The sequence below is a fragment of the Palleronia pelagia genome (assembly GCF_900110115.1).
GTDB lineage: Bacteria > Pseudomonadota > Alphaproteobacteria > Rhodobacterales > Rhodobacteraceae > Palleronia > Palleronia pelagia.
This window is the reverse complement of sequence record NZ_FOCM01000001.1, coordinates 105,918-119,476: the sequence shown is the minus strand read 5'-3', so window position 1 is coordinate 119,476 and position 13,559 is coordinate 105,918. Positions and strand designations below refer to the sequence as shown.

Below are 13,559 nucleotides of genomic sequence, written 5' to 3'. Positions count from 1 at the left end.
CCCCCACGGCGGGTTCCCCGATTTCAGGCAAAACGGCCGGCCGCCCGCTCGCGTTGGAGCCAGAGCACAGAGACCAGAAGGTGGCCCACGTCGACCTCGCCGCTTTCCATCAGCTCAAGCAGGCGCGTGAACGTGATGACATGTGTCCGGATGTCCTCGTTCTCGGCATCCGATCCGGCGATGGTCTGGATGCCGTCCGGCAGTTCCGCCTCGGCCACATAGGAATAGAGATACTCGGTCGTGGCGCCGGGGCTGGGATAGTATCGCGCCACGAGATGCAGCGGTCCCAGAGACAAACGCGCCTCTTCCATGGCTTCCCGGCGCGCGGTCTGCTCGGGCCCTTCACCCGGGTCGATGCGCCCGGCAATGGGTTCCAACGCGTAGGGATAGAGATCGCCCCGCGCGAAGGGACCGAAACGGAACTGTTCGACCAGCATCACCCGGTCGCGCGCCGGATCGTAGGGCAATACTGTGACCGCGTCGGACATGACGAAGCTTGCCCGTGTCACCTGTGGTGACTGCCCGCCCCCGTGCAGGGGATGGCGTAGGTCGCATTCCTCGACCGCGAAGAACTTGGCGTAGGGCACCCGGCGGTCGTCTACCGTGATCGCGTCGCGGTTCGTCGAGGCGCGCAGGGTGCAGGGCACCATTTCGCTTTCGGCGCGCAGTGCCGCATCGGCGCGCGTGAAAATCATCGGCACCCGCTCGCGCAGCGTCGCGCCATCGATCTGGCCGAAGTCGCCCATGCTCTCACGCGCGGCGCGGCGGGTGAGCGCGCCCCATGCCTGCTGCCAGGCGGCAAGATCCCAAGGGGTGTCCGAGGCGGTCACGCCGTCGCGCGGTCGGTAGACGATCGCCTCGACCGGCTGGCCGTCCGCAATCACCGTCACCGGCTCGGGCCCGAAGCCGAACCCTTCCTCGTAGAAATGCAGCCGGGCCATCTGGGTCGCGTCGGGCGTCAGCAACAGACCCTCGACGCGGGTGCCCGGCTGCGCCACCAGCGCAGGAAAATCGGCACCCTCGACACGGTTTACCGCGTGGTCGTCCAGAACGGCCGGGCGTGTCGCGACCGCGCCGCCCGCGACCAGGTCGCGCAAGGACGCATCCAGCAAAGTGCCGAAGAGGAAAAGATCGGGCATCAGCGCCCGTAGCGCCAGGCGAACGCTTCGGACAGGACACCCACGATGATCCCGCCCACAGCCAGCGTCGCCAAGCATTGACCAGGCCAGGTGTATTGCGCGAATTCCATGGCGAGCGCGATGGACGCCTCGATCGCCTCGACCGGACCGTTGTAGCGCCGGTTGATGGAGCGCATCAGCGCCTCGTAGCCGGCCCACATGATGATCGCCCAGAACAGGATCGCGGCGGCAGTGGTCAGCCCGATCCCGATGGCGTTGACGAAGCCCTGACCGGCGCGGGCGCCCATGATCCGCCAGCCCAGGATCATGGCCAGCAGCGCGTTCACCTCGGGCATCAGGCCCTCGGACCGCCCTTCGGGCAGGTTGGGAATGATGAGCAGGCTGGCGTACCAGACCAGGGCCGCGTAGCCCAAGGCGGCGAAAAGCTTGGCGGCGGTGGGATACATGTCAGGCGGGCTTTTCCACGGTGATCTGCGTCACGTCGCAGTTACCGACGTGGAAGGTCGCCGCGCAAGAGGTGAGATAGAAATTCCACATCCGGCGGAACCGGTCGTCGAAGCCCAGGCGCGCGGCCTCGTCCCAGCGGTCGTTGAAGGTATCGAACCACCGGCGCAGGGTCTGGCTGTAGCTTTCGCCGAACTCGACCGATCGCGCCACGGTCAGGCCGGCCGCGCGCACCTGGTCGCGCAGCACCGACGGGCACGGCAGCATGCCACCGGGAAAGATGTATTTCTGGATGAAGTCCGGACCGCGCTTGTAGACCTCCCAGCGGCGGTCGGCCACGGTGATGATCTGCAAGGTGGCCGCGCGGCCGGGTTTCAGCCGTTCGCGCAGCGTGTCGAAATAGATCGGCCAGTATTTTTCGCCCACCGCCTCGAACATCTCGATGGACGCGACGCCGTCGTACTGACCCCGCTCGTCGCGGTAATCCTGCAGCTTGATCTCGACCCGGTCCGACAGGCCCGCCCGTTCCATGCGCGCAACGGCGTAATCGCGCTGTTCGCGGCTGATGGTCAGGCCGGTGACCTTCAATCCCCGTTCGGCCGCCGCGTATTCGGCGAATCCGCCCCAGCCGCAGCCGATCTCCAGCACGTGATCGCCGGGCTTGGCGCCCATCTGGTCCACCAGCGAGGCGTATTTCGCCGTCTGCGCCGCCTCGAGGCTTTCCTGCCCCGTGGTGAACAGGGCCGAGCTGTAGGTCATCGTGTCGTCGAGCCACAGCTTGTAGAAATCGTTGCCCAGGTCGTAGTGGTGGCTGATGTTCTTCCGGGCCTGGCGCTTGGAATTGGATTGAAGCCAGAAGCGCAGCCGCTCGTAGGCGCGCACCAGACCCTGTCCCGGGAAGCCGTCGTAGACATCGTCGTTGTCGGCGTGGACCACGTCCATGAAGGCTTGCAGGTCCGGCGTGGACCACCAGCCATCCAAGTAGGCTTCGCAGAAGCCCAGGTCGCCCTCGCGGATCAGCCGTGCGAACAGGTCGGGATGGTGGATGTCGATCTCGGCCACCGGCCCGGGCTTGGTTCCCTCGGCCCGGAAACGACGACCGTCCGGCAGCACGAAGTCCAGTCGGCCGTGTTCCAGCTTCGAGGCCATGGCAAAGGCCTGGGCGAAGTAGCGGGGCAGCCCAGCCTGCCCCTTGGTCGATGTCAGGTTCTCCATCGTGCTCCCCGTGATGTTCTCGAGGAAGCTAAAGGCCCACCCCCGGTCCTGCCACTGGAAATCAGCGGTTTACGTTGCGACACTCGCCGCAGGATCGTCACGCTGCCTAGTAGATCGTCTTCAGCGGGTCGGGCATCAGGGACGGCAGCACCACGACCCGCACGCCATCGCGGACACGCTCGTAGAGATCGATCGCGTCGTGATCGAGCATGCGAATACAGCCCGACGACACCGCCTTGCCAAGATAGGCGGGCTCGCAGGCCCCGTGGATCCGGTAGAGCGTATCCTCGCCGTTCTGGAACAGGTAGTGCGCCCGCGCGCCCAGGGGGTTGTCGGGGCCGCCCGGCATGCCGCCATTGGCGATGGAATAGGGCTCGAACTCGGGGCGACGCTCGACCATCTCGTCGGGCGGGGTCCAGCGCGGCCACTTGCGCTTGTATTGCAGCTTGGCCTCGCCCCACCAGCCGAACCCGGCGGCGCCCACGCTGACGCCGTAGCGCAGGGCGTTGCCGTCTTCCTGCATGAGCCACAGGTAAGCCGCGTCGGGATCGACCAGGATCGAGCCTTCTTCCATGTCGGGCCGCGGCGAGGCAACCACTTGCCGGAACAGGCGCGGATCGACCACGCCGGGCTGGATGGCCGGGATCGGAAACGGCTCGTCGGTGATTGCGCCATAGGCGGCGGGCACCGGTGCCGGAAGCGTCACGGCGGGGGTCGCGGTCCGCGACACCTCGGGGGCTGGAGTGCGGGCACAGGCCTGAAGCGCGGCGGCACCGGCACTGGCCATGAGAAAACGGCGGGAGATCATCGTATAACCTCGTGAATTTCGATCTGGGCGTTAGGGTGTTCTCGGCGATTGGGCAAGCGAAAGCTCAACCGCGCGGCGGATCCCAGACGGCCCATGCCACCCGGCGTGGCGACGATGTCGCATCCATGTGCGATCTGGGCACCGAGACTTCCGCGGGCCGCGTAAAGCCTGCGTCCGTCGCGATCGCTAGATCGGGGCCGCAAGACGCTCCGAGGATCGATTTGCCCTTGCAGTCGCGTTTCGCCGAAGCGACGTCCACCCCGGAAGCGCGCAGATCGCCCATCTCGGCGGACGCGGCGGACCCGCCAAGGGCCGCGCCGGCCATCGGGCTCGCGTAGGCGGCCCACGGCAAAAGCAGGGCGGTCAAGGCGGCCAGCAGGATCGTGCGGATCACGGACATGCGACGGAACATACCCATCCCGCGTATCGTGTCCACCGCGCGACGGGTCGCACACGCGGACGTGAGCCGATCAGAAATCGCGGTTCTGGTAGGTCTCCAGCGCCCGCTCGCGCCCCTCTTTGTGGCTGACCACAGGTTCGGGGTAATCGTCATCGGGCGACATGGGCCAGCGCCGCGGGATCGCCTCGAAGTATTTCAGCGCGTCGGGATGCGGGTCCGATTTCCCCTCGGCGATCCAGCGGTCGGCGTAGGCGCGGTTCTTGTCGAACTTGTCCAGCTGCGTCACCGGGTTGAAGACGCGGAAATAGGGGGTCGCGTCGGGCCCCGATCCTGCGGACCACTGCCAGCCCATGGCGTTGCTGGCCGGATCCCAGTCGACCAGGCAGTCCTCGAACCACTTCATCCCGATCTTCCAGTGGCACATCAGGTGCTTGCTCAGGTAGCTTGCAACGACCATGCGGGACCGGTTGTGCATCCGGCCGGTCACGTACATCTCGCGCATGGCGGCGTCGACGAAGCGGATGCCGGTGCGGCCCTGTTTCCAGGCCTTCACCTCGGCCACGCGCTCGTCCTCGTTCCAGGGGAACTTGTCCCATTCCTCGCGCCAGTTGCCCGACACCAACCTGGGTGTGTGATAGACGAGGTGATAGGCGAATTCGCGCCAGATCAGCTCTTCCACCCAGGCGGTTGCGCCCGCCTTGTCATCGTCGATGGCGCGCATCCCGGCGTGATAGCAGGCGCGGGCCGAGATTTCGCCGTAGGTCAGGTTCTCGCTCAGGTTCGAGGTGCCATCCTTCGCCGGCAGATCGCGCAGGTCGTCGTAGTCGGCGATGCCGTCGCGGGCGAAGGCGGCCAGCCGTTGCTGCGCGGCTTCTTCGCCGACATTGACGAACCCCGCGACGATTTCGGCGCCGCGATCCATGGCCGCGCCCATCTGCCAGTCGTCCAGGTCGTCGCTGTCGGGCCAGCTGTCCGGCGGCCGCAGCTCGGACGGCGCGCTGAGCGTGGGCGAGACCTCGCGATCCCACACCGCGCGCTTGTAGGGGGTGTAGACCTTGTAGAACCCGCCCTGCTGCGTCTCGACCGTCCAGGGCTCGAACAGGAGGTGGCCCGGCACGCTGCCCGCCTCGGTCCCCTGCCCCGTCAGCGCGGATTTCACGCCCTCGTCGCGGCGGATGCTGTCGGGATCGTAGGCGCGGGTCCACCACACGGTCGTGGCGCCGGTCTCGTCCACCAGCTGCTGAAGCACCTTCACCGCTTCGCCCCGCCGCAGAATCAGGCGCGAGCCGATCCCTTCCAGGCGCTCGGCGAACGACCGAACACCGAGTCCCAGCCGCCACTTGGGCGCGGCGCCATGGCCTTCCACCACCTCGTCATGCACGAAAACGGGGATCACCGGGCGGCCCGTCGCGGCGGCGCGGTCCAGCGCGGGATGGTCGCTCAGCCGCAGGTCGCGGCGAATCCACAGGATGATGGGGGAATTGTCTGCCATGGCCGTCCTCTCGCTCGCACCAGCAAGCTAGGACGCCGGGCCGTCGATCAAGGGCCGCGCCGTCGTGGCGCGGCCCCCGGTCAGCCTGCTGTCTACTCGGCCGGCTGGGCCGGATCGTAGAGCGTCGGGATGCCCTGCTGCTCGCGCTTGTAGTCGCGGTAGACGGCCTTGAAGAGCGCGACGCACATCAGCACCATCACCACCGAGAAGGGCAGCGCGCCGATCACCATGGCCGTCTGCACGGCCGACAGGCCCCCGCCGATCAACAGCGACCCGACGACGAGGCCCAGCGCCGCACCCCAGAACAGGATGTGCGGGCGCGCCTTCGGGCCCTCGTCGCCCGCGGCGTTGATCGTGTTGATGATCAGAACCGCCGAGTCCGCCGAGGTGACCAGGTAGGTCAGCAGTAGCACCACGACGATGACCGAGAAGATCCAGGCCAGCGCGGGCTGCAGCATGACGGCCAGCATCGCGAACAGCTGATCCTCCTGCCCCGCACCGACGATGGCGCCATCGGCCGTGCCGCTCAGCTCGAGGTCGATGGCCGTGCCACCCACCAGCGCGAACCAGACGAAGCACATGAGCGACGGCACGATCAGCGCACCCAGAACGTACTCGCGGATGGTTCGGCCCTTGGAAATGCGGGCGAGGAACAGGCCCACGAACGGCGCGAAGGCGATCCACCAGGCCCAGTAGAAGACCGACCACGCGGCCTGCCAGTCGCCAAGCTCGCCCTCGACGCCGGCGGCATCGGCATCCCAGACGGTGAACAGCATGCCCGGCAGCGCGACCAGGTAGTCCCAGATGCCGACGAACAGCGCCGACAGCCCGAAGAAGGTCGACCCGAAGATCACGAAGAAGGCCAGCAGGAAGAACGACAAGCCCATGTTGATGTTGGACAGCCACTTGATGCCCTTGCCCACGCCCGACAGCGCCGACAGGGTCGAGGCGCCCATGATGACGACCAGCGCGAAGATGATGCCTGCGGTGGTCGAGGTCGTTCCGCCATCACCGTCCGGGCGCGTCAGCCACGACCCGAAGCCGATCCGCTCGAGACCCGCGATGAACTGCTCGACCCCGAAGCCCAGCGTCTGCGCCACGCCCAGCACGGTCGCGACCACGGCGACCACGTCGACCACGTGCCCGGTGCGGCCCGCCATACGCTCGCCGAACAGCGGCGTCAGCGATGACCGGATGGTCAGCGGCAGGCCGCGGCGATAGCTGAAGAACGCAAGTCCCAGGCCCGCCAGCGCATAGGCGCCCCAGGCGCCCAGCCCCCAATGGAGGAACGACCACTGGTAGGCCGCGCGCACGTTGTCGGCCCCGGACTCGGTGGTGAGGCCCTGGATCGTCTGCGGGTTCGACTGCCAGTGATACAGCGGCTCGGCTGTGGCGAAGGTCAGCATGCCAATCCCGATGCCGGCCCCGAACATCATCGAGAACCACGAGAAGTTGTCGAATTCGGGCTTCTCGTGATCGAGCCCGAGCTTCAGCTTCCCCGAACTCGGGACCGCCGCGAGGATGAAGCACGTCAGAAGGAACAGCGCGATCGCGTAGATGTACCAGAGGTTGAAGAACGCCAGGATGAAGCTGTTGATGTTGGACAGGAAGGCGCCGGCCTGCTCGGGAAATGCCACGGCCCAGACGATGAGCGCGCCGATGATCAGCTTTGCCGTGATTGTCACGTGGGTGGTGAAGCCATCGTAGAAGCCGCCGTCGGCGGTCTTGATGTCGATCTCGGTTATCGGTGGTTTCATTGAATATAGTCCCTCTGCCGGGGCCGCGTGCCGCGACCCGATCCACATTTTGTAGGTCTGTTTTCTGGGAGCGTTGTTTGGACTATATCTTGAGACGGCCTCATTTCAAACGCGCTATGTAAAAAAACACCCGACCGGATTTCTCCGGCCGGGTGTCTCGTCTTTCAGGTGGCGCGCGGGGCGCGCCGTAGGGTCAGACGCCCCTGGGCTCGGACCGCAGACCTTGCAGCAGCGACCAGCACAGCACCAGCAGCACGCAGGTGAAGAAGATGCCGGTGGCATTCACCATGGCCTGCAGCGCCTCGAGCCCGCCGCCGATCAGCAGCACGATGGCGACGATGCCCTCGGTCGTGGCCCAGAACACGCGCTGCGCGGTGGGCGCGGCGGTCTTGCCGCCCGCGGTGATCGTGTCGATGACCAGCGAGCCCGAGTCCGACGAGGTGATGAAGAACACCAGGACCAGAATGATCGCGAGGGTCGACAGGACATTGGTCAACGGCAGCTCGCCCAGCATGGCGAACATGGCGATGGACGCGTCGTAGCTGCCGATCACGTTCTGGTACACACCGCTGTCGGTCGTCTGCTCGACCACCTGCGTAATCGCGGTGCCGCCGAAGACGGCCATCCAGAACACCGACACGAGCGTCGGGATCAGGATCACGCAGGTGATGAACTCACGCACGGTGCGGCCACGGCTGACACGGGCGATGAACAGGCCCACGAAGGGCGACCAGCTGATCCACCAGGCCCAGTAGAACGAGGTCCAGCCTTCGCGGAAGCTGTCATCCTCGCGGCCGAACGGGTTCGAGAGCGGCACGACGTCCTGCGCGTAGGTCACGAGGCCGGTGAAGAAATCGCGCACGATCTGCGCGGTCGGCCCGAAGATGAACACGAACAGAACCAGCGCGGCGGCGAAGACCATGTTGATGTTCGACAGCACCCGCACGCCGCCGTCGAGGCCGCGCACGACCGAAACCAGCGCGATGGCGGTCACGACCATGATGACGATGACCTGCGTGTTGATGGTGTCGGGGACGCCGTAGACATAGCTCATCCCGGCGGTGGCCTGCTGCGCACCAAGGCCCAGCGACGTGGTCAGGCCGAACAGGGTGGCGAAGACGGCGATCAGGTCGATCAGGTGACCGGGCCAGCCCCAGACGCGTTCGCCCATCAGCGGGTAGAAGGCCGAGCGGATCGAAAGCGGCAGCTGCTTGTTATAGGTGAACAGCGCCAGGCTCAGCGCGACCACGGCGTAGATCGACCAGGGATGAAGCGCCCAGTGGAAGATCGTGGCGGCGAGGCCGTGGGCCCGCGCCTCGGCGACCTGCTCTTCGTTCAGGGTGCCGTCGGTGAACGGCCCTTCCAGCCCGAGAGGTCCCGACACCTGCATGTGGTACACGGGCTCGAGCACGCCGAAGAACATCAGGCCGATGCCCATGCCGGCAGCGAACAGCATCGCGAACCACGAGAAATAGGTGAAATCCGGCTTGGCGTCGGCGCCGCCCAGGCGCACCTTGCCATAGGGCGAGACACACAGGAAAAGGCAGAACACCACGAAGATGTTCGCGGCCATAAGGAAGAACCAGTCGAACGTCGTGGTGACGAAGTTGAAGATCCAGCTGAACGCCGCGCTGGCCTGGTCCTGGAAGATCAGCGTGACCAGGACGAAAGCCACGACCGTCAGCGACGAGATCATGAAGACCGGATTGTGAATGTCGAATTTCAGCGGCCCAAGGTCGCCTTCGACGTTATCCTGACCGACCGAGTAGTCCGTTTCGATGATTGTGACGTCCCCATCGGGTGTCGGGATGTCGAGATCGGGTTGTGGTGACTGTGTCGTGTCTGACATGTCGTTTACCCCTCCTTGTCTCGGTTTATTGTAAATTTCGGCGCGAGCGTCCCTCATACACCGTCCCGCCGTTTAACGCGGAGGGGCGCGAGATTGATCCCCCTAAATGAAAATTTATGTAAAAAGACGTGGGTTCGCCCGGCTTTTCACACCGGGCGAACCCTGCAATCTCCGACCATCGAGCGTCTCAGGTATTCAGGATCCGGCCACGTCGACCAGCACGCGGCCCTTCACCTGTCCCTTCAGGATCTCGGACCCCAGCCGGGGCAAATCCTGCAATGTCGCGGGCTGGATCATGGCTTCGAGCTTGTCCATGGGCAGGTCGCTCGCGATCCGTTGCCAGGCGCGCAGGCGGTTGTCGTAGGGCTGCATCACGCTGTCGATGCCCAGCAGGTTCACACCGCGCAGAAGGAACGGGATCACCTTGGCCGGCAGGTCCGCACCGCCCGCAAGACCCACGGCCGCGACCGACCCGCCATAGCAGATCTGCCCCAGGACGCGCGCCAGCATCGGCCCGCCCACGGCGTCGATGCACCCCTGCCACTGCTCGGATTCCAGCGGGCGCTTGACCGTCTCGGCCACATCCTCGCGCGCGACGATTTGCGTGGCGCCCAGATCCTTCAGGTAATCGGCGTTGTCGGGGCGCCCGGTGACGCAGGCGACCTTGTAGCCCAAGTTGGCCAGGATCGCCGTGGCCACCGACCCCACCCCGCCCGAGGCGCCGGTCACCAGCACCGGCTCGGGCCGGTCGGGGTCAATCCCGTGATCCTCCAACGCCATGACGGCCAGCATCGCAGTGAACCCGGCGGTGCCCACGGCCATCGCCTGCTTGGTGCTCAGACCCTCGGGCAGCGGCACCAGCCATTCGGCCTTGGCCCGCGCCTTCTGGCCGTAGCCGCCCCAATGCGCCTCGCCCACGCGCCAGCCGGTCAGCACGACCTTGTCGCCGGGCTTGTAGCATTCGTGCTCGCTGCTCTCGACCGTGCCGGCATAGTCGATGCCGGGCACGTGGGGGTAGTTGCGGACGAGGCCACCGCCCGGCCCGATGCACAGACCGTCCTTGTAGTTCACGGTGGAATACTCGACCGCGACCGTCACGTCGCCCTCGGGCAGGCGGTCGTCGTCCAGCTCCTGCACGGATGCGTGGGTCTTGCCCTCGTCGTCCTTCTCGACCAGCAGCGCCTTGAACATCTCTCTCTCCCTCAGTTCCAGAATGTCTCGCGCACATGCGCGTCGATGGGGCCGTCCGGGCCCTGGATCAGCAGGTGCGTGCCCGGGTCCCAATGGGTCATGCGCACCATGCCGATGGCCACGCCGCAGCCGAAATCCGGCGACAGCGCGGCCGAGGTGACGCGGCCCACGCGCGCGCCGCGGGCGTCCGTCACGTTCCAGATGCGGTCGCAGGGTGGCACCGATGTCGCGTCGAGCTCCAGCGCGCGGATCTGGCGCACGGGGCCTTCCATGCTGACCCGCAGCAGGGCGTCGCGGCCCACACAGCCGATTGCGGTCTGCGTGTCGCAGAACCGGCCCAACCCGCATTCGTGGGGCGTGTTCTCGCGCGTCATGTCGTTGCCATAGCTCAGAAGCCCGCTCTCGATCCTTTCGATCAAGTTGGGGCAGCCCGCGTGGACGTCCAGATCGCGCCCCGCCTCCATCAGCGCGTTCCAGAGCGGCATGCCGTTGTCGAAGCCGTCCACGTAGATCTCGAACCCGCCCTGCTTGGAGTAGCCCGAGCGCGCGACGACCATCCAGGTGCCCTCGAACTCGAACCAGCCGAAGCGGAAGAACCGCACCTTGCGCACGCCGTCGCCGAAGACCCGCGCCACCAGATCCTCGGCCTTCGGACCCTGCACGGCCAGGGGCGCGATGTCGGGCTCGTCCACCAGCACGTCCAGCCGGTAGCCGTAGACGATACCCTTGACCCACAGCAGCAGGTCGCTGTCGGCGATCGAGATCCACCACCGGTCCTCGGCCAGCTTCAGCGCCACGGGGTCGTTCAGCATGCCCCCGGTCTCGTCCACCAGCGGCACGTAGGCGCACTGGCCGGGCAGCATCCCGCGCAGGTCGCGGGGCGTCAGCATCTGCATGAGCCGGCCCGCGTCGGGACCGCGCAGTTCGACCTGCCGTTCGCAGGCCACGTCCCAGACCTGCACCGCCTGTTTCAGGTGGCGATAGTCCTCCTCGATGCTGCGGAAGACGGTGGGCAGCAGCATGTGGTTGTAGACCGTGTAGCCCTTCACACCGGCCGCTTCGTTGCCATCGGAAAAGGGCGTGCGCCGCAACCGGCGCGAGGGCGAGATCGTGGCCATCAGTCGGGCTCCAGGAAAAAGAGATCAGTGTCGCGGGTCGCCTGCCCCGTCTGGGTCAGCGCGGCATGGATCTGGCCGCGGTGGTGGGTCTGGTGGTTGAAGAGATGCGTGACAACCTGCGCCATGGGCCGGCTGACCTGCCGCCCCGCGGCCTTGGAATGCCAGCTGTAATCGGTGTCCAGCCAATCCCCGGTCACACCGCCCGCCCAGTCGACCAAGGCCGCGTCGGTCTCGGCGCGCTGGTGCACCAGGGCGGACCAGTCCGTCACGTAATCGCCCGAGTCCGCGATGCGAATGCCGGGCAGATCGCCCCCGGTGAACCGCGCCAGCCACATCTGGTCGCCCCAGAGGATATGGCTCAGCGTGCCGTGGATCGACCCGAAGAAAAGGCCCCGGTCCGTGCGCCGCTTCGCATCGCCCAGCGCCTCGCACGCCTCGATCACCCAGCCGTTCTGCCAGGCGTTGTAGCGCGCCATCATGGCGACCCAGGCGGGCGTGATCACCGCCCCGGACCCGACCAGTCGATGGGGCAGATCTCGGCCGACTTGCCCGAGAAATCCCACACCCGGCCATAGTCGCGCAGCTTGGACTTGATGCCGCGCGCGGCGATGATGTCGGGACCCATCCAGTATTTCGAGTTCGAGATCATCACCGGGTGATCGGGCGACTTGCCCGCCAGCGTCTCGATCTCGCCCTGGATCTTGCGGCCCACCATGATGGTGCGGCGGTTGCCTTCGCGGGTGATCTCGACCCGCTCGCGCTCGGCGCCGATGATCTCGCTCACCAGCATGGTGAACAGACCCGTTGTGCCGCCCGCCGCGCCCGACAGGATCTTCAGCAGCCCGTTATAGGCCTTCTGGCTCGCGCGGTCGTCGACGTAGGCCGCGACCTTCCAGTTGCCCTCGGCCATGCGGCCGGGGATGTCGACCAGCAGCCCGATGTTCAGCCCGTCCAGCGGCTCGCCCTCGAAATGGCCCTCGTCGATGGCGATGGCCATCCAGGCATGGCAGTGCCCCTCGGTCGGCGGGTGCGCGCCCAACGACACGACGCAGGGACAGAACACCTCGCACGAGCAGTTGAGGAACAGCTCGCCCTTCATCCGCCACTCGGTCGGCTTGCTTTTCCGGCGCAGCGGGTTCGCCATCTGCTGCATAATGCGGTCGCGCACCCGCAGACGGTCGGAGGGGGCGGGCGTGTCGGGCGTATCGGACATGGGCAACCTTTCGGAACGGATCAAAGGATCGAGGCGGCGATGAGACCGCCCCCGGCGAGGCAGAGCGCGGCGCCCGCCGGCCGGAGCAGGCGGTGGCCGATCTGCGGCAATTTCTCGAGCACCATAAACAGGGTCGCGGCGCCCATCCACAACAGGCTCATGACGCCGCCGACGAAGCCCAGCGCCATGAAGCCCCAGCAGCAGCCGACGCAGAAGGCGCCCAGCGAAACGCCCATGCGCAGCCCGCCGTGCCCGCCGGGGCGCCAGTGACCGAGGAAATATGTGGTGGGGGCGTGGCAGACGCCGTGGCAGACCTCTTTCGCGCGGGTGAACTGGAAGAGACCCACGGCGATCAGCAGGCCGCCCGAGATCAGGCCGCTCGTCGCGATGCCCAGATCGTCGATGACACCCGCGCGCAAAAGGGCGACCTGCACCGCCGCGATACCGGCCGCGAAGACCACCCAGACAGCGAAGAAGCCCGCAAGGACCCCCAGCCAGCCAGCCCGCGTGGCGCCCGCGCTGCGCGTCAGGTCGTCATAGGCGCGCAAGGTCGGCACCATGGTGGGCAGCATCATCGCCGCCATCATCGCCGCCCACATGACGAACAGCGCCCCGAAGCCATCCATCGGCATCATGTTCATGGAAACCGGGCGCCCCAGCAGATCGACGCCGGACATGCGCGCCATGGAGTACATCAACCACCAGGCGCCAAGGATCACCGCGAAGAAGCCGAGCCAAAGCGCCGATCGCACCCATCCAGTCCAGCGGGTCACGCGCGCCTCCCTGCTTCGCGGTCCATTCACCGGCTTGGTCGACCAGATACGTGGCGCCTGTCAAATCGAATCGTGATCCTCGGGCGACGGTTGCAAAACCGCGCCCCCGGCTCGAAAGTCGAGAAAAGGGGCGCCGCTGGCGCACAGGGAGGGGAGCGTA

The 13,559-nt window shown here is 66.6% G+C and carries 13 protein-coding genes; all 13 read right to left on the bottom strand.

Going from position 1 to position 13,559, the window contains the following annotated elements; genetic code table 11:
- Positions 1–23 precede the first annotated feature (23 nt).
- The 13 genes from BMX96_RS00595 to BMX96_RS00535 all read right to left on the bottom strand — a co-directional run bounded on the left by BMX96_RS00595 (position 24) and on the right by BMX96_RS00535 (position 13,399).
- Positions 24–1,139, bottom strand: a complete 1,116-nt coding sequence (locus tag BMX96_RS00595) for a gamma-glutamylcyclotransferase (protein ID WP_175481617.1) — start codon at positions 1,137–1,139, stop codon at positions 24–26.
- Complete coding sequence (locus BMX96_RS00590; RefSeq protein ID WP_091843097.1) at positions 1,139–1,585, bottom strand: TrgA family protein; 447 nt, start codon at positions 1,583–1,585, stop codon at positions 1,139–1,141. Before BMX96_RS00590 ends, BMX96_RS00595 begins: the two co-directional genes overlap by 1 nt.
- A 1-nt stretch (position 1,586) precedes the next feature.
- Positions 1,587–2,798, bottom strand: a complete 1,212-nt coding sequence (locus tag BMX96_RS00585) for an SAM-dependent methyltransferase (protein WP_091843094.1) — start codon at positions 2,796–2,798, stop codon at positions 1,587–1,589.
- A gap of 106 nt (positions 2,799–2,904) precedes the next feature.
- Positions 2,905–3,606, bottom strand: coding sequence for a L,D-transpeptidase (locus tag BMX96_RS00580; RefSeq protein WP_091843091.1), 702 nt, complete (start codon positions 3,604–3,606; stop codon positions 2,905–2,907).
- A gap of 64 nt (positions 3,607–3,670) precedes the next feature.
- Positions 3,671–4,006 carry a hypothetical protein gene (locus tag BMX96_RS00575; protein WP_139209900.1) on the bottom strand — a complete coding sequence of 112 codons (336 nt, stop codon included), beginning with the start codon at positions 4,004–4,006 and terminating at the stop codon, positions 3,671–3,673.
- 70 nt (positions 4,007–4,076) lie between these two features.
- On the bottom strand, positions 4,077–5,498 hold the full coding sequence (locus BMX96_RS00570; protein WP_091843086.1) for a cryptochrome/photolyase family protein: 1,422 nt from the start codon (positions 5,496–5,498) through the stop codon (positions 4,077–4,079).
- A gap of 92 nt (positions 5,499–5,590) precedes the next feature.
- On the bottom strand, positions 5,591–7,255 hold the full coding sequence (locus BMX96_RS00565) for a BCCT family transporter (protein ID WP_091843083.1): 1,665 nt from the start codon (positions 7,253–7,255) through the stop codon (positions 5,591–5,593).
- Positions 7,256–7,448: 193 nt separating this feature from the next.
- Entirely contained in the window at positions 7,449–9,104 is a 1,656-nt protein-coding gene (locus tag BMX96_RS00560; RefSeq protein ID WP_091843080.1) for a BCCT family transporter, read from the bottom strand.
- Positions 9,105–9,299: 195 nt separating this feature from the next.
- Entirely contained in the window at positions 9,300–10,295 is a 996-nt protein-coding gene (gene acuI / locus BMX96_RS00555; protein ID WP_091843077.1) for an acryloyl-CoA reductase, read from the bottom strand.
- A gap of 11 nt (positions 10,296–10,306) precedes the next feature.
- Positions 10,307–11,413, bottom strand: a complete 1,107-nt coding sequence (locus BMX96_RS00550) for a dimethylsulfoniopropionate demethylase (RefSeq protein WP_091843074.1) — start codon at positions 11,411–11,413, stop codon at positions 10,307–10,309.
- Positions 11,413–11,916, bottom strand: a complete 504-nt coding sequence (locus BMX96_RS00545) for a DinB family protein (RefSeq protein WP_091843071.1) — start codon at positions 11,914–11,916, stop codon at positions 11,413–11,415. The genes BMX96_RS00550 and BMX96_RS00545 overlap by 1 nt, the downstream gene beginning before the upstream one ends.
- Complete coding sequence (locus tag BMX96_RS00540) at positions 11,913–12,626, bottom strand: DUF1326 domain-containing protein (protein ID WP_091843068.1); 714 nt, start codon at positions 12,624–12,626, stop codon at positions 11,913–11,915. Before BMX96_RS00540 ends, BMX96_RS00545 begins: the two co-directional genes overlap by 4 nt.
- Before the next feature lie 20 nt (positions 12,627–12,646).
- On the bottom strand, positions 12,647–13,399 hold the full coding sequence (locus tag BMX96_RS00535; RefSeq protein ID WP_236736902.1) for a DUF2182 domain-containing protein: 753 nt from the start codon (positions 13,397–13,399) through the stop codon (positions 12,647–12,649).
- Positions 13,400–13,559: the final 160 nt, after the last annotated feature.